Origin of the sequence: Pigmentiphaga sp. GD03639, assembly GCF_029845405.1 — a bacterium.
Lineage (GTDB): Bacteria > Pseudomonadota > Gammaproteobacteria > Burkholderiales > Burkholderiaceae_B > Pigmentiphaga > Pigmentiphaga daeguensis.
On the sequence record NZ_JAOCLR010000003.1, the window covers coordinates 43,468 to 63,130 of the forward strand.

The following is a 19,663-nucleotide window of genomic DNA, read 5'->3' on the forward strand; positions in this document are numbered from 1 at the left end:
GCCGCCCCAGGTTGAAAGGAGTGCGCGGTGAAGACCGAAGCCAGGATCCTGATGGTCGAACCCCGGTATTTCGACGTCAGCTATCGCATCAATCCATGGATGCAACCCGATGCGTGGGCGCGCGATCCCAAGGGATGCGCGGCCGCCGCGAACGAAGCGTCGCAAGCCCTGCGCCGCGCGCTGGCACGTGCCGGCTGCGAGGTGGTCGTGCGCGCGGGCAGCCCCGGCCTGCCCGACATGGTCTTTCCCGCCAATGCGGCCATCGTGCTCGATGGTCGTGCCCTGTTGGCCCGTTTCCGCTATCCGCAGCGCCAGGGCGAGGAAGCCGCTTTCCTGGCGATGTTCCGCGCGCTGCGCGACGAGGGCCTGCTGGCGGAGGTCGCGCAGTTTCCCGAAGGCTGTTTCCAGGAAGGGGCGGGCGACGCCATCTGGGATGCCCGCCGGCACTGGTTCTGGGCCGCGTACGGACCGCGGTCGTCGCGCGAGTCGCTGGCGCGCATCCGCGAATTCTTCGGCAAGGAAACGGTGGCGATGGAGCTGGTCTCCGATCGTTGCTACCACCTGGATGTGTGCTTCTGTCCGCTGGCCGGCGGCGAGATCCTGTACTTCCCGCCCGCGCTGACCGCGCAGGCCTTGCGCAACCTGCGCGAACGCGTGCCGGCGGAACTGCTGATCGAGGCCACGGAAGACGACCTGGCACGCTTCAGCGTGAATGCGGTCAGCGTGGGCCGGGAGATCGTCATGGCCACGCCCTCCGATCGCCTGCGGGCGGTGCTGGCCGAGCGTGGCTACCATGTGGCGCCGGTCGACCTCGCGCCCTTCATGATGTCCGGCGGGGGCGCCTATTGCATGACCTTGCGCCTGGATCGCGCGAGCCTGGCCGAGGGCGCCGAGCCCGCGCGCGCCAGGGAGGCCGCGGCGGCCTGAGGAGGGCGTATGAAGACTCTCTATCTGGATGCGGCCGCGGTGGCCCGCATGATCGCCGGATACGGGACGGTGCGCATGATCGAATTGCTGGCGCGGGACATCCGCGACGATTACGTGCGCTGGCCGGAGTTCGAGAAGTGCGCCCGGGTGGCGCACCATTCCAGCATGGGGGTGATCGAGCTGATGCCGGTGTCCGACGGCAGGCGCTATGCGTTCAAGTACGTCAACGGCCATCCCGGCAATGCGTTGAGCGGCCTGCCCACCGTGCTGGCCTTCGGCGTCCTGGCCGACGTCGCGACCGGGTACCCCTTGCTGCTGGCGGACCTGACCCTGGCGACGGCGCTGCGCACCGCGGCCACCTCGGCGCTGGCGGCGGGGGCCATGGCGCGCGCGGGCTCACGCACCATGGCGCTGATCGGCAACGGCGCGCAGAGCGAGTTCCAGGCGCTGGCCTTCCACGCGCTGGTCGGGATTACCGAGATCCGCGCCTACGACATCGACCGCCACGCCACCGACAAGCTCATGGCCAATCTGGCCGGGATCGAGGGGCTGCGCGTGACGGCCGCCGGATCGGCCGAGGAAGCGGCGAGGGGCGCGGACATCGTGACCACGGCGACCGCCGACAAACGTCGCGCCTCGGTGCTGCGGCCGCAATGGCTGGCGCCGGGCACGCATGTGAACGCGGTGGGCGGCGACAGCCCGGGCAAGACCGAACTGCATCCGGCCATCCTGCGCCAGGCCCGCATCGTGGTGGAGTACGAGGCGCAGACCCGTATCGAGGGCGAGATCCAGCAACTGCCGGCCGGCGCGCCGGTGGTGCCGCTGTGGCAGGTACTGTCCGGCGCCCAGCCGGGACGGGAAACGCCGGAGCAGACAACCGTGTTCGATTCGGTGGGTTTCGCGTTGGAGGACTTCTCGGCCCTGCGCTGCCTGCTGGACCTGGCCCGCGCCACCGGAGCCGGACAGGACCTGCAACTGGTGCCCGACCTTGCGGATCCGCGCAACCTGTATGCGCTGCTGGCGGCCCACGCCCGGGCCGCCGAGCCGGCGGCCGCTACATCCTGACCCAGCCGCGCGTCACCATCACGTGCAGCGCCAGGCCCAGCAGGAAGCCGGCGGCGACGTTCCACATGCACAGGGCGGCGGTGGCCAGCGCCACCAGGCGCTGGTTCCTGTCCGCCGGCAGGACGCTGCTGCCCAGGGCCAGCTGGGCACCGGTCAGGAACAAGATCACGCCCAGGATGGACAGCGGGAACAGCTTGAACAGCAGCGAGATCCCCGCGCTGAAGAACAGCGCGAGCACCAGCAGGATGACCCCCAGGATGACCAGTGCGCCCCCCGTGCGGGCGCCGAAGGCCACGTGGCCGGCCATGCCGCCGGCGCCGTGGCACATGGGCACCCCGCCGGCCACCGAGCTGAAGATGTTCATGATGCCGGTCGAGGTCGCCAGGCCGTTCTCGGACACGGGGCGCTGGGGGAACAGCCGGTTGTTCTCTTCCTTGACCGCGATGACGGCATTGCCCAGCGTGAGCGGGAGCTGGGGCAGGGCCAGCAGCACCGCGCCGATCGCCAGTTCGTGCAAGCTGATGTCCGACAGGGCGAACGAGGGCGTGGGCAGCCCCAGCGGAACCTGCGCCAGTTCATGCAGCAGCGTGGGCTGGCGCCAGGCGCCCACCGCCGCGCCGAAGATCAGCAGCACGAACATCGCGGGCAGCGTGCGATTGCCCATCAGCAGCAATGTGCCCACGCCCGCCAGCGCCGCGATGGGCCAGTCGGTCTGCATCATTTTCACGCCTTCCAGCATGAAGCCGAAGCCCAGGCCCAGCATGATGCCCAGGACCACGGCTGGCGGAACCAGGCGCGTCACCCGGGCGGCCATGCCGCTCAGCCCCAGGAACAGCCAGGCAACGCCGGTCGCGAGCGCGGCGCCGTAGACCGCTCCCGGGGTGACCACCGCGGTCTGGGCGGCCTGGGTGACCGCCACCGCGCCTATGGCTTTCATGGGCTGCACGGGGATGGGCGTCTTGTAATGGAGGCCACAGGCCAGCATGCACAGGCCGAAGGCGAACAACACGCCGAAGGGATCGAGCTTGAGCACGCCGATGTAGGCGGCGACGAAGGGAATCAGGGTGCCGAGATCGCCGAAGGCGCCCGCCCATTCCATGCGGTCGTAGCGATTGCCCGTGGCGGACGGTTGCGGCACGGAGCGACTGGCGGGCTCTTGCACCCGGACCCCCTGGCTATGCGGACGAAGGAAAGGACGATTGTCGGCCACGCTGCGAGGCGTGTAAACACGCGGGCCGTATGGCGGCCCGGCTGGGCCTCAGGCGCAGGCCCGCGCGCGCAGCGCCCGGGACATGCCGTCCAGCATGCGTGCCCAGTCCTTGCGGACGCGTTCGGCATCCGAGGCGTGTTCGACGTCCAGTTGCTGGGTGACCTTGATCTTGCAGCCGGGATCGGCGTCGATCAGCGCGACGGTGACGACGTCCGCGCGCGCGGCGTTGGCCGCATGCCATTCGAAGGCCACGCAATACGGCCGGTCCACGATCAGGTACGCGCCCTGGTCCCGCTCCTGGCCGACGGCGCGCCGCTGGGCGATGGCGGCCAGGCAGGCGTCGAAGGCGTGCTCGGCGGGAACGGGAAGATGCCGGATAGTGGAGACGTCTATCGTTCGGCTCATGCTGGAGTTTCCTGGCTGCGGGACACCCGGCGGGCGGAATCGCCGGGCAGGGAGACGCGCAGCGTAGCGAATTTTGTGTACAGTGTCCACAATATCCCGGAAGCCATGTCGGGATAGGTGGCGTGGCGGGCGCGATCGCCTACAAAGTGTTTCGGCGCCGGCAGGGACGCGCGGTTCCGGCGCGGGCGCGGGCGGATGAGCGCGCGCGAAGGTTGCATCTTTAACCGCGCGAGATGCGCCATGCCGCCGGAGGCGCCAAGCTGGGGCCATGCCCACCACGGCAGGGGACCGGCATGGAAGAGACCGAATCGGCGCGCAGGCGCGCATGCATGGTCGAGCGGCAGCTCGCGGGACGCGGCGTGGAGGACGCGCGCGTGCTGGCCGCGATGGGAGCGGTGCCCCGCGAGGCATTCGTGCCCGCCGACATGCGCGAGTTCGCGTATGACGACACGCCCTTGCCCATAGGGGAAGGGCAGACGATCTCCCAACCCTACATCGTCGCGCTGATGGCGGCCGCCGCGCGCCTGGATCCGCGCGACCGGGTGCTGGAGATCGGTACCGGCTCGGGGTACGCGGCGGCGGTCCTGGCCGGTCTCGCGGCCCGCGTGGAAACGGTGGAACTGAGGCCTGAACTGGCAGCAAGGGCCCGCGAGAACCTGCGCGCCTACCCGAACGTGGACGTGCATGTCGGGGACGGCACGCTGGGGTGGCCGCAGGGCGCCCCGTACGACGCGATCCTGGCCGCGGCCGGCGGTCCGGAGGTGCCCCCGGCGCTGGTCGGGCAACTGGCGCCGGGCGGGCGGCTGATCATGCCGGTGGGCGCCAGCCGCGAGCGCCAGCGGCTGTTGCGCATGGTGCGCGGGGACCATGGCCGCCTGGCCAGGGAGGACCTGGGGCCGGTGCGCTTCGTGCCGCTGGTGGGGGAACAGGGGTGGGACGATACGCGCGCGGCAAGCAAGCACGCGGCTACGCCCCGCGCCGAAAGCCTTTCCGCGCGCATGGGGCGCAGGGCCGAGGCGTTTGCCGGGTTGGACGAGGCTGCCGCGGGGGGCCTGTTCGACCGTTGGGGCGACCGGCGTGTCGTGCTGCTGGGCGAGGCCAGCCACGGCACGTCCGAGTTCTACCAGGCTCGGGCGGCCATCACGCGGCGCCTGATCGAGCACCATGGCTTCAACATCGTCGCGGTGGAAGCGGATTGGCCAGACGCCGCGGCCGTGGACCGCCACGTCAGGCATTTGCCGCACCTGGCCGTGGCGATGCCGGCCTTCCAGCGCTTTCCGCGCTGGATGTGGCGCAACACCGACGTCGCCGCCTTCGTCGAATGGCTGCGGGCGCACAACGAAGGGCGGGCGATGTCGCGGCGGACCGGTTTCTTCGGCCTAGACCTGTACAGCCTGTCGGACTCCATCGGCGCGGTCCTGGCCTACCTGGACCGGGTCGATCCCGAGGCGGCCGGTGTGGCGCGCGAGCGCTATGGCTGCCTGACGCCGTGGCAGAAGGATCCGGCCGTATACGGCCGCGCCGTGCTGACCGATGGCTACCGGGGCTGCGAGCAACAAGTGGTGGCGCAACTGAAGGACCTGCTGGCCCGGCGCATGGAGTATGCGCAAGGCCAGGATGGCGCCTTCCTGGACGCGGCGCAGAACGCCAGGCTGGTGGCCGCGGCCGAGCGCTACTACCGGGCCATGTACTACGGGACGGCGGAGTCGTGGAACCTGCGCGACACCCATATGTACGAGACGCTGGCCCATCTGCTGGAGGCCCATGGGCCGACGGCCAGGGCGGTGGTCTGGGCGCACAACTCGCACATCGGCGATGCCGCCGCCACCGAGATGGGACAGTCGCGCGGGGAGCTGAACATCGGGCAGTTGTGCCGCGAACACCTGGGCGAGGCGGCCGCGCTGGTGGGCATGGACACGCACACGGGTACGGTGGCCGCCGCGCACGACTGGGGCGGGCGGATGGAGATCATGGAGGTCCGCCCGTCGCGCGAGGACAGCGTCGAGCGCCTGGCGCACGAGTGCGGCATTCCCCGCTTCCTGCTGGACTTCCAGGCGCCGGGCGGCGAGGCGCTGGCGCAGGAGCTGCGGCAGCCGCGCCTGGAGCGCTACATAGGCGTGATCTACCGGCCGGGAACGGAATTGATGAGCCACTACGCCGACGCCTCGCTGTCCCGGCAGTTCGACGCGTGGCTGTGGCTGGACACGACGCGCGCCGTGCAGCCGCTGGCCGGCGGGCCGGGCGCGGGCGCGCCCGAGACCTATCCCTTCGGCGTCTAGCTGCGCGGGTCAGCCCCAGGCGGCGCCCAGTTCGCGCGTGACCTGGGCGGCCGGCAGTTCGCGGCAGGCGCCGGGGTTCTGCCCGCACCAGAGCGGAGAGAAATCGCCCGAGCCCTGGGCTTCGGCCTTGGCACGCAGGGGGGCGATGGCCGAGGTCGCGAGCGGGAAGGCCGGCGCCGCCGGCGACATCGGGCCGAGTTCGCGCATCACGCGATTCACGATGCCGCGCGCCGGACGGCCGGAAAACAGGTTGGTGAGCGCGGTGTGCGCGGCGGGGTGTTTCAGCGCTGCGCGGTGTATGGCGCTGACGGTGGATTCGGGACACAGCAGATAGGCCGTCCCGGCCTGTATCCCGGCCGCGCCCAGCGCCCGCGCCGCCGCGACCGTACGCGCGTCGACGATGCCGCCGGCCGCGACCACGGGCACGCGCACCGCCGCCACGATCTGCGGCAGCAGCGCGAAGGTTCCCGATTGGGTATCCAGGTCGTCGGACAGGAACATGCCCCGGTGGCCGCCGGCCTCGTTGCCCTGGGCGATGATGATGTCGGCGCCGTGGTCTTCCAGCCAGCGCGCTTCGCCGACGGTGGTGGCGGACGACAGCACCTTGGATCCCCATGACTTCACGCGGGCCAGCAGGTCGGCCGAGGGCAGTCCGAAATGGAAGCTGACCACGGGCGGCCGGTAGGGTTCGACCAGGTCGGCGATCTCGGCCGTGAACGGCGCGCGTCCGGGGCCGGGCTGTATGCCGGCCGGATCGATGCCGAATTCGGCGTAGTACGGGCCGAGGGCCTGGCGCCATTGCGATTCGCGCGCGGCGTCGGGAACGGGCGGCGCATGGCAGAAGAAATTGACGTTGTAGGGCCGGTCGGTGCCGGCGCGCAGCTTGTCGAGTTCGGCGCGCAGCGCGTCGGGCCCCAGCATCGCGCAGGGCAGCGACCCGAGGCCGCCCGCGTTCGATACGGCGATCGCGAGCGCGCTGGCCTGCGAACCGGCCATGGGCGCCTGGATGACGGGAAGGGCGATGCCCAGCAGTTCTTGCAGATTCATGACGCGGCCTTGATGGGAAACGAGGAAAAGAGGGGAGGTCCGTCCGCCGGCAGCAGATCGGCCAGCGTGTAGTGATCCAGGTGCTGCAGGAAGCGCTGCAGCGCGGCATCCAGTATGCCCGTCAACCGGCAATGTCCGGTCAGCACACAGGCACTGCCGGTGGCGTGGCACTCGACCAGGTGGAAGTCCGGTTCCAGGTCGCGCAGCACCTGGGCGAGGCCGATGCGCTCGGGCGGCCGGGCCAGCCGCATGCCGCCGCCCTTGCCGCGTACCGTCTCCAGATAGCCCAGCTGGCCCAGCCGGTGGGTGACCTTCATCAGGTGGGCAGCGGATATGCCGTGCACCTGCGCGATCTCGGCGATCGTGCACAACCTGTCGGCATGTGCGCCGACATGCATCAGCAGCCGCAGCGCGTAGTCGCTCTGGACCGTCAGGCGCATGGCAGTTCGCGCGCGAGGCGATCGGGATGACGATGCATCTGATAGCCCAGCCACAGGCTTTGCGCGATGCGCCGGGCCATGACCTGGGCCCGCCTGGCCATGGCCTGGTTCTCCTGCTCTCCGGCCGTCAGGTCGAACAGCGCCAGCCAGCGCGAGAACAACGTCTCGTCCAGGTCGGGCAGGGCGGCGTGCCGCGTCATCGGCGTGCCGCCGTAGCGCCGCGTGCCGCGCAGGATGGAGGACCAGAAGTCGGTGAGCTTGGACAGGTGGCCGTCCCAGTCGTCCACATGGGCTTCGAAGATGGGGCCCAGCTTGTCGTCCCGCCGGACCCGGGCGTAGAAGGCGGCGACGAGGCGGGCGATTTCCTCGTCGGTGCACAGGTTGAGGTCGAGCATGGACATCACCCAATAAGATATATATTAGATGTATCTTATCATTGCCCCAGCCGGCCAGGCCAGTCCCGGCCGGCTGGGTGCTACAGTATGCGCAGCGTCGAATCCGATACCGATTTCCATGTCTTACCTGGCATCGCTCTGGACCCAGCTGATCGCCTGGGTCAGCACCCATCTCGTCGAACCGGCCGTGCTTTTCCTGCACATCGCCGATACCGCGGGCAATCCGCTGGAGATCTCCGAGGCGCTGCTGATCGCGCTGCTGCAGCTCTTCATCATAGGGTTCATCTTCCGTCCCCTGGAAACCCTGGCGCCGGCCGAGCGCTGGGAGGACAGGAAACTCACGCGCATCGACCGGCTGTACACGCTGCTGATGCTGCTGGGCCTGTTCCCGCTGTTCAGCTACCTGGTCCTGACGCCATTCGCCAACATGCTGGGCGGGCTCGGCGGCGAGGCCGAGGCCGGTCCCGCCGTCTCCTCCGGGCTCAAGCACTGGGTGCCCTGGTTCGAGGACCATCCCTACCTGCTGTTCCTGGTCTATTACCTGGTCTACGACTGCGTCTATTACTGGATGCACCGGGCCCAGCATGCCATTCCGTGGTGGTGGGCGCTGCACAGCATGCACCACAGCCAGCGCCAGATGAGCTGCTGGACCAACGATCGCGGCAGCTACATCGACGGGGTGCTGCAATCCTTCATCCTGGCCACCGTCGGCCTGGCCATGGGCGTGGAGCCTTCCGAGTTCGCGCTGCTGGGCCTATTGAGCGAGCTGGTGCAGAACCTGTCGCACACCAACGTGCGCTTCGGCTTCGGCCGCATCGGCGAACGCCTGCTGGTCGATCCCAAGTTCCATCGCCTGCACCACATGGTGCGGGATCCCGAACGCCCCTCGCTGCACAACTGCAACTTCGGACAGGTCCTGCCCGTCTGGGACATCCTGTTCGGCACGGCGCTGTACGGCGAGAAGATCCGCCCGACCGGCGTCAGCGATCCCATGGTCGATGCCGACAACGACCGTGGCCTGGTCGGCCAGCAGTGGCAGGCCGCCCGGCGTTTCTGGGGAGCGGTACGGCGGCCGGCGGGATGGAGACTGGGCGAGGTCTCGTTCGGCCCCGACTATGCCCCCATCCCCAGCGACGAGGCCGAGCACCTGCCCGTGCCTGCGGACGCGGGGCCGGCGGGCGGAGCGCCTGCGGCCTGAATCCGGCCGCGTCAGGGCCGGGCCAGGTGCCAGAGTCCGTTGACGCCGTCGCCCGTGCGGTCCCCCGGGGCCCGGTCCTTGGTCCAGAAATACAGCGGCTTGCCTCGATAGGCCCATTGCCGGACGCCGTCCTGGCGGGTGATGACCATCCAATCCCCGCTGCGGGTGGCGCCCGACGGGGCGGTCAGGGGAGGCCAGTTCTGCGCGCAGACGCCGTTGCAGGCGCTCTGGCCGACGGGGTCGCGATCGAAGGTGTACAGGCTCATGCCGTTGGGGGCCACCATCGCGCCGTCGCTGATCCTGGCGGGCTCGCTCACCATCAGCGATGAGCAGCCGGCCGCGAGCAGGGCGGCGGCGCAAGTGGCGTGGACGAAAGCTCGAACCATGATGCCTCCTTGAGTCGGTGCGTGGTCCATGGGAAGGATCAGCGGCCAGTATGGTGGCTTTCGGCGTGTCGCACATGTCCGCGCCCACATGGGTTGTAAGGTTTTGCAACCGCCGCCTGCGCGATGTTTCCAAGGATGTCGGCGGGCTTGGCGGCGCGGCGCATGGGCCATAATGGCCGCGTGCCAACCACGTCGCCGCACATGAAAAGCGAATCCACTTTCGAATGGCTGGGGGCCATGCTGGGCGAGGCCATCCGCACCATCGTCGCCGCGCTGAAAACGGTATTCGGCGGTTTCGGCGAAGCCGTCGGCGCGTTTTCCTCCGGCCTGGCCGAGGCCCTGGGCATGAGCCCGACCCTGTTCAATTTCGCGCTGCTGGTCCTGGGCCTGCTGCTGCTCTACGCCGGCATACGCTCGCTGCTGAACCGCTCGGTGCTGGGCGCCATCTTCTGGTTCCTGCTGGCGGTGCTGCTCCTGGGCGGATTGATCGGCGAAGCGGGCACGTCCGCCTGAGGTTGCCGCGACGCGGGAAATAAGGTGTCATGGAAGGATGTCCATGGCAGAGGTGCCCCAGATGCTTCCCATCCTCATCCTTCAGACCGGCGGCCCGCCGCAGGCGGTCGGCGCGGCCTATGGCGGCTTCGATCGCATGGTGGGCGAGGTGGCCGGCCTGAATCCCGGGCGGCTGGCCCGCGTGGCCGCCTACAAGGGCGAGACGCCCGAGGCGCCGTCGCGCTACGCGGCCGCGCTGATCACCGGCTCGCGCGCCAACGTGACCGACCACGCGCCCTGGAGCGAAGCCTGTGCGAGCTGGGTGCGCGATGCCATGGACGCGTCGCTGCCCCTGTTCGGCATCTGCTATGGCCACCAACTGATGAGCTATGCGCTGGGGGGGCGTGTCGGCTACCTCGAGGGCGGGCGGGAGATCGGCACCCAGCAGGTCGAACTGACTCCGGCGGCGGCCGGCGATGCCCTGGTGGCGGGTATGCCGTCGATCTTCGCCGCCCATTTCATCCACGAGCAGACCGTGGCCGAGCCGCCAGCCGGCGCCGCCGTGCTGGCCCGCAACGGCAAGGACAGCCACCAGATGCTGCGCTATGGCCCCAATGCGGTCTCGGTGCAGTTCCATCCCGAGTTCACGGTGCCCGTCATGAGGGCGTATTTCGACGTGATGCGGGCCGGGCTGGCCGATGAAGGCCTGGACGTGCAGGCGCTGCGCTCGGGCGTGGCCGAGACGCCGGTGTCCCATGCCATCATGCGGCGCTTCTTCGAACGCATCGCCGCGCCGGCGGCATCGGCGGACGCTCGATGAGTGCTGCGACCTTCATCCACGATTCGACCAAGGAGACCGTCATTTCCACGCAGGTTCTCGCCCGCGCCAGGCTGCTGGCCGCAAGCCTGGCCATGCTCGCCGCCTCCCAGGCCCAGGCCCAACTCGATACCGGCGCCTGCCTGGCCCGGCTGCGGCCGGCAGCCCCGGCCAACGGCATCCAGGTGGCCGATTTCGATACCTACACCCAGGGCGCGACGCTGCTGGCTTCCACGGTGGCCTCGGCGCGGGCTCAGCCCGAAGGCAGGGAGACCTGGTGGGACTACCTGGCCAAGACCGTGGACGAGGAACGGGTGGTCGACGGGCGCAAGCTGATGGAGGCCGAGGCGGCGCCGCTATCGGAGATCGCCGCCCGCTACGAAGTGGATGGCGAAGTGATGGTGGCCATCTTCGGCATCGAGACCAACTTCGGCCGGGTCCTGGGCAAAACGCGGGTGCTGGATGCATGGCTGACCCGCGCGTGCACCGAGAACAAGCCGCTGTGGATCAAGAACGTCTATGCCTCGATACGGATGCTGCGCGACGGACTGGTGCAGCCGGATACCTTCGTCGGCTCGTGGAGCGGCGCCTTCGGCATGACCCAGTTCATTCCGACCTCCTACTACGAGCTCGCGGCCGACGGCGACGGCGACGGAAGGATAGACCTGTACGGATCGCTGCCCGACGCGCTGGCGTCCACGGCCAGCCATCTGCGCAAGCGGCGGGCGCGGTGGACGCGGGGGCTCTTGCCGGTCATCGAGGTCAAGCTGCCGGCCGGCGTGGCGGCAGGCGTGCCCGCGGGCCAGGAGTTCGCGGGCTCGGAGCGCCGCACGCTGGCCGAATGGACCGCCCGCGGCGTCACGCGGGTGGACGGCGGCAGGCCGGATCGGCTGCGCGGCGGCGAGCCGGCACCCGATTCGCCCGCCTATCTGTTCGCGCCAACCGGCGCGGAGGGCCCGGTATTCCTGGCCACGCGCAATTTCGACGCCATCCTGAGCTACAACGGCTCGCACAAGTACGCGCTGGCCGTCAGCCTGCTGATCGACCGGCTGCGCGGTGAGCCGCCCATCGCCACTCCCTGGCCGACCGACGATCCCGGCCTGTCGCGCGCCGAGATCCGTGAGTTGCAGGCGTTGCTGCTGGCGCGAGGCCATGACGTCGGCACGCCGGACGGCATTCCGGGCACCCGCACGCGCGATGCCGTGGCCGCCGAACAGCAGCGGGCCGGCCTGGCCGTCGATGGGCGGGTGGGCCAGCGCATCCTGCGGACGCTGCGGCAGGATCCACTGCCGCGTACCGCGCCGGCACCGGAGCCGCAGCCGGGGGGCGGCGCATGAAGGCAGCGCCCGGACCGGGCATCCTGGCGGTCGACATCGGCGGCACGGGCTTGAAGGCCGCCGTCATCGACGATGCGGGCCGGCTGCTGGGCCGGCACCTGCGGGTATCCACGCCCAGGCCATGCCCGCCGGACCGGCTGCTGGACGAGGTCGCCGGCATGGCCGCCATGCTGGAAGGCTACGATCGGATCTCCATCGGTTTTCCGGGCGTCATCCGCCGGCAGCGCGTGCTGACCGCGGTCAACCTCGGTTCCCCCGCGTGGGTGGGGTTTCCGCTGGCGCAGGCGCTGGGCGACCGGCTGGGCTGCCCCGCGCGGATGGTCAACGATGCCGACATGCAGGGCTATGGCCTTGCGCTGGGAGACGGCCTGGAGTTCGTCATGACGCTGGGCACGGGTGTGGGCACGGCGCTGTTCCGCGATGGCGAGCTGATGCCGCACCTGGAACTGGCGCACCATCCCATGGAGGATGGCAAGACCTACGAGGAATGCCTGGGGGACGCGGCGCTGCGGGCCGAGGGCAGGCCGTGCTGGAACCGGCGCCTGGGGCGCGCGCTGGCATTGGTCGACGTCCTGCTCAAGCCGGACCGCATCCACCTGGGTGGCGGCAACGCGCGCGAGGTGGAGGCGGGCTTGCCGCCTCATGTCAGCGTGGGCTCGAACGATGCCGGGCTGGCCGGCGGGGCGGCGCTGTGGCGACGCTGGAATCCCGCCCACGCCTGACGGGCGCGATCCCTACGGCAGCTCGGCCGGATAGCTGTCCAGCGCCAGCGAGACCTGGCGCCTGATGTCCCAATCGGCCAGGGTCGCCTGCACCGCGCCGTAGTAGACGCCGTTCTTGACCACGAACATCGAGGGCAGGTGGAACACCTCGTAGCGTTCGACCAGCCCGCGGTTGCGGCCCGCATCGATCCAGCAGATGCGCGCCACCGGCAGGCTCATGTCGGGAAGCTGGGCGCGCGCCAGCCGGCAGTTGGGGCAGGTGTCGCTGGTGAATACCAGCAGCGAGGTGCCGGGGGCATCCAGCAGGAAGCGGTCGGCGGTGCCGTCGTCGATGTCGATCTGTTCCATGGGAAAAAAAGCGGGCGCCGGTGGGTTCCGCGCGGAGTTCATGGGCGAGAATATATCGGATTTCCTTTTTTCGTCCCCCAGCCATGCACGCCAATGAACCGAACCAGCCGCCGCGCCGCTGCGCGTGGGCCGGCAACGATGCCCTGTACGTGTCCTACCATGACGAGGAGTGGGGCCGCCCCCTGGACGGCGAGGCGGCGCTGTTCGAGCGCATCAGCCTGGAGGGCTTCCAGGCCGGCCTGAGCTGGCTCACCATCCTGCGCAAGCGGCCGGCCTTCCGGCAGGCTTTCGCAGGATTCGACGTCGACGAGGTCGCTGCCTTCGGCATCCGGGACGTCGAACGCCTGCTGGCCGACACGGGCATCGTGCGGCACCGGGGCAAGATCGAGGCGGTGATCAACAACGCGCGCCGGGCGCGCGAACTGCGTGCCGAGGAAGGCTCGCTCGCGGCCTTCCTGTGGCGCTACGAACCCGCCGGTACCTACGACGGGCCGCCGCGCGCCGAGTCGCCGGAATCCCGGGCCCTGTCCAAGGAGCTCAAGCGGCGCGGCTGGCGCTTCGTGGGGCCGACCACGATGTATTCGTTGATGCAGGCCGTCGGCATGGTCAACGACCACGGACCGGACTGCGTCTGCAGGAAGGAGGTGGAGGCGCTGCGCGCCGCCTTCCCGCGGCCGGGCGCGTTGGGCCGGCGCAAGCGGCCCTGAAAGCGGACGCCCCTTATGAAGCGGCGTGCACAGGTAGCACGTTGCGATGACTTCGGATAGAGTATCCGGGCTGGATGCAGTGCCTTGTCGCGTTACCGGTTGGTTTCCCTGTCCGATCCCCGGTGTCACGAGTGGTGTGCCGCGGGCGAAGGACCGCAGCATTCACACGGGGGCAGATCATGACGTGGGTACTCGAGGCCATCAGGCAGTCGCCGGAAATCCTGCTGTTTCTCTCGCTGGCGATCGGCTTCTGGATAGGCAAGTTCCAGTTCGGCAGGTTCCAGCTCGGCGGCGTGGCGGGTTCGCTGCTCGTGGCGGTGCTGTTCAGCCAACTCGGCGTCTCCATCGACAACGGCGTCAAGGCGGTGCTCTTCGCGCTGTTCATCTATGCCGTCGGTTTCGAGAGCGGCCCCCAGTTCTTCAAGTCCCTCGGGCGCCAATCCCTGAAGGAAATCGCCATGGCCGCGGTGCTGGCCATCACCGGCCTGGTGACCGTGGTGGTGCTGGCGCGCATGTTCGGCCTGGACAAGGGCCTGGCCGCCGGGGTGGCGGCGGGGGGGCTGACGCAGTCGGCCATCATCGGCACCGCCGGCTCGGCACTGGCCAAGCTGGGCCTGCCGCCCGACGAGCTCCAGCGCCTGCAGGCCAACGTGGCCATCGGCTATGCCGTGACCTACATCTTCGGCTCGTTCGGGGCCATCATCATCTGCGTCAACGTACTGCCGAAGTTCATGGGCCGCGACATCCGCGAGGATGCGGTGAAGGCCGAGACTTCGATGAACGCGGGCATGATCGTGCCCGGCGCGGGTGAACAGCTCGCCGCGCCCGAGGTGGTGGGACGGCTTTACCGGGCCGGGCCGGCTGCGGGCACCACCGTGGGCGAAATCGAGGCGCTGGCGCCCGACGGCATGGCGGTGACGGTCGAACGCATCAAGCGCGACGGCCAGATCATTCCCGCGCAGGCCGACCTGAAGCTGCACGCCAGCGACATCGTGCTGCTGGCCGGCAGGCGGGCGGCGGTGATGGCCGCGCGCCAGGCGCTGGGAGACGAGGTGCTGTCGTCCAGCGGCATGGACATGGTCATGCTGACGCGCGACGTGCTGATCACCGGCCCCGCCTACCTGGGCAAGACCGTCGCGCAGATACGGGCGGGCATCGCCGCCGACATTCGCCACGGCATCGTGGTGCTGGGCCTCAAACGCGACGGCCGGCCGCTGCCGATGGAGCCGGACACGGTCATCCGGGCCGGCGACGTCGCGGTGCTGTTCGGCACGGGCAACGACATCCAGCGCGCGGCCCACAGCGTCGGCACGGTCATCGTGCCCAGCGACAAGACGGATTGGGTCTATCACGGCCTGGGGCTGGCCCTGGGCCTGGTCATCGGGCTGGCCGTGCTGCGCATCGGGTCCATTCCCCTGACGTTGGGCAGCGGAGGCGGGGCGCTGTTGTCCGGGCTGCTGTTCGGCTGGTACCGCACGCGCAGGATGAGCGTGGGCAACATGCCCACCGGCGCCTCGACGCTGCTGCGGGACCTGGGCCTGGCGGGGTTCGTCGCGGTGGTCGGGCTGCAATCCGGGCTGCAGGCCGTCGACACCATACGCACCAGCGGCCTGTCGCTGTTCCTGATCGGCGTGGCGGTCACCATCGTGCCGCTGCTCATCACCATGCTGTTCGGCCGCTACGTGCTGCGCTACGACAACGCGGCCGTGTTCGCCGGCGCGCTGTCCGGGTCCCGCAGCGCCAACCCGGCCTTCGGCGAGGTGCTGGACAAGGCGGGCAATTCGGTTCCCACGGTGCCTTTCGCCGTGACCTATGCCCTGGCCAATGTCTTCCTGACCCTGCTCGGACCGCTGGTCGTCGCCTTTGCCTAGGGTCCCATCGCAAGCCATCCACGGAGGCCGTCATGTCGACAGCGGATTACAGTCGGTACGCCAAACTGAGTCCTTTCGAACTGAAGGACGCGCTCATCGAACTGGCATCGAGCAAGCAGAACCGGCTCATGCTCAACGCCGGACGGGGCAATCCCAACTTCCTGGCCATCGTGCCGCGGCGCGCATTCTTCCGGCTGGGGCTGTTCGCCGCGCTGGAATCCGAGCTGTCCTTTTCCTACATGCCGCACGGCATAGGGGGGCTGCCCCGGATCGAGGGCATCGAGAATCGCTTCAACGCCTACATCGCCGAGAACCGGGACCAGGAAGGCGTGGTGTTCCTGGGGCGCGCCCTGAGCTACGTGCGCGACCAGATGGGGCTGTCCGCGTCCGAGTTCCTGCACGAGATGGTGGAGGGCGTACTGGGCGACAACTATCCGGTGCCGCCGCGCATGCTGCGGATCACCGAGGAAATCGTCCGAACCTACCTGGTCAAGGAGATGATAGGCGGGTTCCTGAGCAACCAGCACATCGACGTGTTCGCCACCGAGGGCGGTACCGCCGCGATGACCTACGTCTTCGACACGATGAAGGAAAACGGGTTGATCAAGGCCGGGGACAAGGTGGCGATAGGCATGCCGGCCTTCACCCCTTACATGGAGATCCCGCGCCTGAACGGCTATCAGCTGGAGTCGGTCTACGTCAATGCCGATCCGGACCAGGGCTGGCAATATCCGGACGCCGAGATCGACAAGCTGCTCGATCCGGCGGTGAAAGTCTTCTTCTGCATCAACCCCAGCAATCCGCCGTCCTACAAGATCAACGCCCATGGGCTGGAGCGCATCCGGAACATCATCGAGACCCGGCGGCGCGACCTGATCGTGCTGACCGACGATGTCTACGGGACCTTCGCCGACGATTTCCAGTCGCTGTTCGCCACGTGCCCGCGCAACACCATCCTGGTCTATTCGTACTCGAAGTACTTCGGCGCGACCGGCTGGCGGCTGGGGGCCATCGCCGTGCACCAGGACAACGTCATGGACGAGATCCTGCGCGGCCTGCCGTCGTCGATGAAGAAGGCCCTGAACGAGCGCTATGCCTCGCTCACGCCGGACGTGCCGGGACTGAAATTCATCGATCGGCTGGTGGCCGACAGCCGATCCGTGGCGTTGAACCACACGGCGGGACTGTCCACGCCGCAGCAGGTGCAGATGGCCCTGTTCTCGCTGTTCGCGCTGATGGACGAGCACGACGGCTACAAGGCCGAACTCAAGAAGTTGATCCGCCGGCGCCAGGCGGCGCTGTACCGCGAACTCGGCATCGCCAGGAGCCAGGACGAGAATGCGGTGGACTACTACACGCTGCTCGACCTGGGCGCCATCGCAAGGGACCTGCACGGCCCGGAATTCGCGGCCTGGGTGCAGAAGAACGTGGCGCCCACCGATCTCCTGTTCCGCATCGCGGACGAGACCGGCATCGTGATGCTGCCGGGCAGCGGCTTCGGCACGCTGCGGCCGGCCGGGCGCGTATCGCTGGCCAACCTGAACGAATACGAATATGCCGCGATCGGCCGGGCCTTGCGGCAGATGGCCGAACAGTTCTACGACGATTACCGCAAGGGCCGGCCCGGACCCGCCGGCAAGCGCGCCGCCGGCAAGGACAAGGCGAAGAAGGGCGGCAAGAAGTAGCCGGAAGTTATTCCCAGCCGCCGCCCAACGCCAGGAACAAGGCCGCCTGGTCGGTGGCCAGTTGTCCCTGGGCGGCGGCCAGCGCGCTTTCCGAACCGGCCAGGGTGCGGTCGGCGTCCAGCGCCGTCAGGAAGTCGGTACGCCCCAGGCGGTACAGCGTGCGCGCCTGTTCGGCGGCCTCGCGGTTACGGTCGCGGGCGGCGCGCAGCGCGTCGGCCCGGTCCAGGTCCCGGGCATATACGGTCAGCGCGCTGGAGGTCTCGCGCAGCGCGTTCAGCACCGCTGCGTCGAAGCGGGCCAGGGCGGCCGCGCTGCCGGCCTCGGCCTGTTCGATATGGCTGCGGGCCAGGCCGGTGTTGGGCAGGCTCCAGGAGATGAGCGGGCCCAGGCTCCAGCGGAAGCTGTTGTCGGCGCCGAAGCGCGACAGCGTGCCGGTGCTGCCGGCCGACAGGCCCAGCGAGATGCTGGGATACAGTTCGGACGTGGCCACGCCTATGCGGGCGGTGGCGGCCGCCAGCGAGCGCTCGGCCTGGCGGATGTCGGGCCGCCGGCGCAGCAGCGCCGCGCCGTCGCCCACCGGGACGGGATCGCGCAACGTGGGCGGGACATGGCAGGCGGCCAGGGACGCGGGCAGCGTACCCGGTGCCTTGCCCACCAGGACGGCCAGCCGGTAGAGCGCGGTGGTGCGTTGCGCCTCCAGCGGCGGCACGGCCGCCCGCAGCTGCTCGAGCTGCCCCTGGGCGCGGCTGATGTCCAGTGAGGTGCCGCGGCCCATGTCGGCACGCCTGCGAGTGAGCTGGGCGAACCGTTCCTGCAGCGCGATGGAGTGCCGGACCGTCTCCAGCTGCTGGCCGGCGGCGCAGACGTCGGCGTAGGCTCGCACCGTGCCCGCCGCGACGTTGACTCGAGCCAGGTCGTAGGCGGCCTGGGCCGCCTCCGCGTCGGCGTTCGCCGCCTCGAGCCCGCGCGATATCTTGCCGAACAGGTCGACCTGGTAGGACACGGCCGCGCCCGCGTCGTAGGTGCCGACGTCGGGCAGCGCGTAGGGCACGCCCTTGGCGGCGCCGGAGGCGCGCCCATAGGCGGGAGCGGCGCTGACCGAGACGTTCGGTCGCCGGCCGGCGCCAGCCTCGTCCACGATCGCGGCGGCGCGTCGCAGGTTGGCGGCGGCCACGCGCAGGTCGGTATTGGCGGCGAAGGCCTGGCCCACCAGGTCGTCCAGCACCGGATCGTCGTACAGGCGCCACCAATGGGCGGGCAGCGGCGCAGCCCGGGCGGACGAGGCCTCCAGTCCGGCCAATGGTCCGTTGGCGGCGTCGAGGTTGACGGCGGCCTGCTCCGGCACGTGGTAGTCGGGGCCCACGGTAGAACACGCAGCCATCGCGCCCAGCAGCGCGGCGGCCAGGCAGCGCAAGACGAGGGGTTTCATGAGGCCGCTCCTTGGGGATCGCGGGCCTTGGCCTGTTCGCGGACTTCGACCGTGGCCGTCTGGCCCGCCACCAGCCTGACCGAGTCCGGAACGCGGTCGATGGCCACGCGCACGGGAATGCGCTGGGCCAGCCGCACCCAGTTGAAGGTCGGGTTGACGTTGGGTAGCAGGTTGGCGGCGGTACTGCGGTCGCGGTCGGCGATGCCTTCGGAGAAGCTCTCGACGTGGCCTTCAAGCGGTTCGCCCGCGCCCATCAGCAGCACCGACGCCTGGTCGCCGACATGGATGCGCGGCAGCTTGTTTTCCTCGAAATAGCCTTCGACATAGAACGAGTCCCGGTCGACCAGCGCCATGACGGCATGCCCGGCGGTGACGTAGGCGCCGCCTTGCAGATCCAGGTTGGTGACGTAGCCGTTGACGGGGGACACCACCGTGCTGCGGGTCAGGTTCAACCGGGCCAGGTCGAGATTGGCCTGCGCCTGCGCCAGCGCGGCGCGCAGTTGCTCGGCGCGCGACTGGGCCTGTTCGCGGCTTTCCTGGGCGACCAGTTCGCCCAGTTCGCCGTTGCGGCGGATCTCGCGCGTGGCCTGGGCCAGGGCGGCGCGCTGCGATTGCACGGCGGCCTGGGCCTGGCGCACGGCCAGTTCGTAGCGGGCCTTGTCGATCTCGAACAGCACCTGCCCGGCGCGGACGGCCTGGTTGTCGCGCACCAGCACCCTGGTGACGGGGCCGGTGACATCGGGGGCGACCTGGACGACATAGGCCTTCACGCGGCCGTCGCGCGTCCAGGGACGGACCTCGTAGCGCTGCCAAAGGGTCCAGCCGGCGCCGATGGCGATGGCCAGGACCAGCAGGGTCAATGCGAACCGACCCAGCGCCGGCAATGAAATCTTGGGTATCACG

The 19,663-nt window shown here is 69.6% G+C and carries 20 protein-coding genes; 11 read left to right on the top strand and 9 right to left on the bottom strand.

Going from position 1 to position 19,663, the window contains the following annotated elements; translation table 11 throughout:
- The first annotated feature begins 51 nt into the window (after positions 1-51).
- Together N5K27_RS04010 and N5K27_RS04015 are read left to right on the top strand one after the other, a co-directional pair.
- The gene (locus N5K27_RS04010) at positions 52-927 is read left to right on the top strand and encodes an arginine deiminase-related protein (RefSeq protein ID WP_132978913.1); all 876 of its coding nucleotides are present in this window, start codon (positions 52-54) and stop codon (positions 925-927) included.
- 9 nt (positions 928-936) lie between these two features.
- Positions 937-1,992 (top strand): ornithine cyclodeaminase, encoded by a 1,056-nt coding sequence (locus tag N5K27_RS04015; RefSeq protein ID WP_087840093.1) that lies wholly within the window; start codon positions 937-939, stop codon positions 1,990-1,992.
- On the opposite strand, the gene N5K27_RS04020 is transcribed toward N5K27_RS04015, so the two are convergent.
- Together N5K27_RS04020 and N5K27_RS04025 are read right to left on the bottom strand one after the other, a co-directional pair.
- Positions 1,982-3,130 carry a putative sulfate/molybdate transporter gene (locus N5K27_RS04020; protein WP_243724341.1) on the bottom strand — a complete coding sequence of 383 codons (1,149 nt, stop codon included), beginning with the start codon at positions 3,128-3,130 and terminating at the stop codon, positions 1,982-1,984. The two genes, N5K27_RS04015 and N5K27_RS04020, sit on opposite strands and share 11 nt — an antisense overlap.
- A 120-nt stretch (positions 3,131-3,250) precedes the next feature.
- Positions 3,251-3,607 carry an SRPBCC domain-containing protein gene (locus N5K27_RS04025; RefSeq protein ID WP_087840095.1) on the bottom strand — a complete coding sequence of 119 codons (357 nt, stop codon included), beginning with the start codon at positions 3,605-3,607 and terminating at the stop codon, positions 3,251-3,253.
- Between the two features lie 293 nt (positions 3,608-3,900).
- Between N5K27_RS04025 and N5K27_RS04030 the strand changes: the two genes are divergently transcribed.
- Positions 3,901-5,886, top strand: coding sequence for a protein-L-isoaspartate(D-aspartate) O-methyltransferase (locus N5K27_RS04030; RefSeq protein WP_087840096.1), 1,986 nt, complete (start codon positions 3,901-3,903; stop codon positions 5,884-5,886).
- A 9-nt stretch (positions 5,887-5,895) separates the two neighbouring features.
- Here the strand turns inward: N5K27_RS04030 and N5K27_RS04035 are convergent, their stop codons facing one another.
- Genes N5K27_RS04035 through N5K27_RS04045 form a run of 3 tightly spaced genes read right to left on the bottom strand, consistent with a single transcriptional unit; the run spans position 5,896 to position 7,768 of the window.
- Positions 5,896-6,933, bottom strand: coding sequence for a nitronate monooxygenase (locus tag N5K27_RS04035; RefSeq protein ID WP_087840097.1), 1,038 nt, complete (start codon positions 6,931-6,933; stop codon positions 5,896-5,898).
- Positions 6,930-7,373: an Rrf2 family transcriptional regulator gene (locus N5K27_RS04040; RefSeq protein ID WP_279814827.1), complete on the bottom strand. Its 444-nt coding sequence runs from the start codon at positions 7,371-7,373 to the stop codon at positions 6,930-6,932. The genes N5K27_RS04035 and N5K27_RS04040 overlap by 4 nt, the downstream gene beginning before the upstream one ends.
- Entirely contained in the window at positions 7,364-7,768 is a 405-nt protein-coding gene (locus tag N5K27_RS04045) for a group III truncated hemoglobin (RefSeq protein WP_087840274.1), read from the bottom strand. Before N5K27_RS04045 ends, N5K27_RS04040 begins: the two co-directional genes overlap by 10 nt.
- Positions 7,769-7,886: 118 nt before the next feature.
- Between N5K27_RS04045 and N5K27_RS04050 the strand changes: the two genes are divergently transcribed.
- Entirely contained in the window at positions 7,887-8,966 is a 1,080-nt protein-coding gene (locus N5K27_RS04050; protein WP_087840099.1) for a sterol desaturase family protein, read from the top strand.
- A gap of 11 nt (positions 8,967-8,977) precedes the next feature.
- On the opposite strand, the gene N5K27_RS04055 is transcribed toward N5K27_RS04050, so the two are convergent.
- A complete protein-coding gene (locus tag N5K27_RS04055) occupies positions 8,978-9,352 on the bottom strand; it encodes a hypothetical protein (protein WP_087840100.1) in 375 nt (124 codons plus the stop codon).
- Between the two features lie 201 nt (positions 9,353-9,553).
- On the opposite strand from N5K27_RS04055, the gene N5K27_RS04060 reads away from it, so the two are divergent.
- From N5K27_RS04060 to N5K27_RS04075, 4 genes are read left to right on the top strand one after another with little or no spacing between them, the layout of a single operon-like run.
- Complete coding sequence (locus N5K27_RS04060; RefSeq protein WP_087840275.1) at positions 9,554-9,865, top strand: hypothetical protein; 312 nt, start codon at positions 9,554-9,556, stop codon at positions 9,863-9,865.
- A 43-nt stretch (positions 9,866-9,908) separates the two neighbouring features.
- On the top strand, positions 9,909-10,664 hold the full coding sequence (locus N5K27_RS04065) for a glutamine amidotransferase (RefSeq protein ID WP_347944230.1): 756 nt from the start codon (positions 9,909-9,911) through the stop codon (positions 10,662-10,664).
- On the top strand, positions 10,661-11,998 hold the full coding sequence (locus N5K27_RS04070; RefSeq protein WP_087840101.1) for a lytic murein transglycosylase: 1,338 nt from the start codon (positions 10,661-10,663) through the stop codon (positions 11,996-11,998). The genes N5K27_RS04065 and N5K27_RS04070 overlap by 4 nt, the downstream gene beginning before the upstream one ends.
- Complete coding sequence (locus N5K27_RS04075) at positions 11,995-12,720, top strand: ROK family protein (protein ID WP_087840102.1); 726 nt, start codon at positions 11,995-11,997, stop codon at positions 12,718-12,720. The genes N5K27_RS04070 and N5K27_RS04075 overlap by 4 nt, the downstream gene beginning before the upstream one ends.
- A 12-nt stretch (positions 12,721-12,732) precedes the next feature.
- On the opposite strand, the gene N5K27_RS04080 is transcribed toward N5K27_RS04075, so the two are convergent.
- Positions 12,733-13,068: a thioredoxin family protein gene (locus N5K27_RS04080; protein ID WP_087840277.1), complete on the bottom strand. Its 336-nt coding sequence runs from the start codon at positions 13,066-13,068 to the stop codon at positions 12,733-12,735.
- 83 nt (positions 13,069-13,151) lie between these two features.
- Here N5K27_RS04080 and N5K27_RS04085 point away from each other — a divergent pair, with 83 nt between their 5' ends.
- The 3 genes from N5K27_RS04085 to N5K27_RS04095 all read left to right on the top strand — a co-directional run bounded on the left by N5K27_RS04085 (position 13,152) and on the right by N5K27_RS04095 (position 17,331).
- Entirely contained in the window at positions 13,152-13,775 is a 624-nt protein-coding gene (locus N5K27_RS04085) for a DNA-3-methyladenine glycosylase I (RefSeq protein ID WP_087840103.1), read from the top strand.
- A gap of 179 nt (positions 13,776-13,954) precedes the next feature.
- Positions 13,955-15,646: an aspartate-alanine antiporter gene (gene aspT, locus N5K27_RS04090; RefSeq protein WP_087840104.1), complete on the top strand. Its 1,692-nt coding sequence runs from the start codon at positions 13,955-13,957 to the stop codon at positions 15,644-15,646.
- Positions 15,647-15,678: 32 nt separating this feature from the next.
- The gene (locus N5K27_RS04095; protein ID WP_087840105.1) at positions 15,679-17,331 is read left to right on the top strand and encodes a bifunctional aspartate transaminase/aspartate 4-decarboxylase; all 1,653 of its coding nucleotides are present in this window, start codon (positions 15,679-15,681) and stop codon (positions 17,329-17,331) included.
- Between the two features lie 7 nt (positions 17,332-17,338).
- On the opposite strand, the gene N5K27_RS04100 is transcribed toward N5K27_RS04095, so the two are convergent.
- On the bottom strand, positions 17,339-18,760 hold the full coding sequence (locus tag N5K27_RS04100) for an efflux transporter outer membrane subunit (RefSeq protein WP_087840106.1): 1,422 nt from the start codon (positions 18,758-18,760) through the stop codon (positions 17,339-17,341).
- Positions 18,757-19,659, bottom strand: a complete 903-nt coding sequence (locus N5K27_RS04105; protein WP_243724364.1) for an HlyD family secretion protein — start codon at positions 19,657-19,659, stop codon at positions 18,757-18,759. The genes N5K27_RS04100 and N5K27_RS04105 overlap by 4 nt, the downstream gene beginning before the upstream one ends.
- Between the last annotated feature and the right edge of the window lie 4 nt (positions 19,660-19,663).

Coding starts and splice junctions, on each gene's coding strand:
- N5K27_RS04015 (WP_087840093.1), top strand. CDS start 937: ATGAAGACTCTCTATCTGGATGCGGCCGCGGTGGCCCGCATGATCGCC.
- N5K27_RS04050 (WP_087840099.1), top strand. CDS start 7,887: ATGTCTTACCTGGCATCGCTCTGGACCCAGCTGATCGCCTGGGTCAGC.
- N5K27_RS04040 (WP_279814827.1), bottom strand. CDS start 7,373: ATGCGCCTGACGGTCCAGAGCGACTACGCGCTGCGGCTGCTGATGCAT.
- N5K27_RS04085 (WP_087840103.1), top strand. CDS start 13,152: ATGCACGCCAATGAACCGAACCAGCCGCCGCGCCGCTGCGCGTGGGCC.
- aspT (WP_087840104.1), top strand. CDS start 13,955: ATGACGTGGGTACTCGAGGCCATCAGGCAGTCGCCGGAAATCCTGCTG.
- N5K27_RS04080 (WP_087840277.1), bottom strand. CDS start 13,068: ATGGAACAGATCGACATCGACGACGGCACCGCCGACCGCTTCCTGCTG.
- N5K27_RS04030 (WP_087840096.1), top strand. CDS start 3,901: ATGGAAGAGACCGAATCGGCGCGCAGGCGCGCATGCATGGTCGAGCGG.
- N5K27_RS04060 (WP_087840275.1), top strand. CDS start 9,554: ATGAAAAGCGAATCCACTTTCGAATGGCTGGGGGCCATGCTGGGCGAG.
- N5K27_RS04010 (WP_132978913.1), top strand. CDS start 52: ATGGTCGAACCCCGGTATTTCGACGTCAGCTATCGCATCAATCCATGG.
- N5K27_RS04035 (WP_087840097.1), bottom strand. CDS start 6,933: ATGAATCTGCAAGAACTGCTGGGCATCGCCCTTCCCGTCATCCAGGCG.
- N5K27_RS04065 (WP_347944230.1), top strand. CDS start 9,909: ATGGCAGAGGTGCCCCAGATGCTTCCCATCCTCATCCTTCAGACCGGC.
- N5K27_RS04025 (WP_087840095.1), bottom strand. CDS start 3,607: ATGAGCCGAACGATAGACGTCTCCACTATCCGGCATCTTCCCGTTCCC.
- N5K27_RS04095 (WP_087840105.1), top strand. CDS start 15,679: ATGTCGACAGCGGATTACAGTCGGTACGCCAAACTGAGTCCTTTCGAA.
- N5K27_RS04070 (WP_087840101.1), top strand. CDS start 10,661: ATGAGTGCTGCGACCTTCATCCACGATTCGACCAAGGAGACCGTCATT.
- N5K27_RS04075 (WP_087840102.1), top strand. CDS start 11,995: ATGAAGGCAGCGCCCGGACCGGGCATCCTGGCGGTCGACATCGGCGGC.
- N5K27_RS04045 (WP_087840274.1), bottom strand. CDS start 7,768: ATGCTCGACCTCAACCTGTGCACCGACGAGGAAATCGCCCGCCTCGTC.
- N5K27_RS04055 (WP_087840100.1), bottom strand. CDS start 9,352: ATGGTTCGAGCTTTCGTCCACGCCACTTGCGCCGCCGCCCTGCTCGCG.
- N5K27_RS04100 (WP_087840106.1), bottom strand. CDS start 18,760: ATGAAACCCCTCGTCTTGCGCTGCCTGGCCGCCGCGCTGCTGGGCGCG.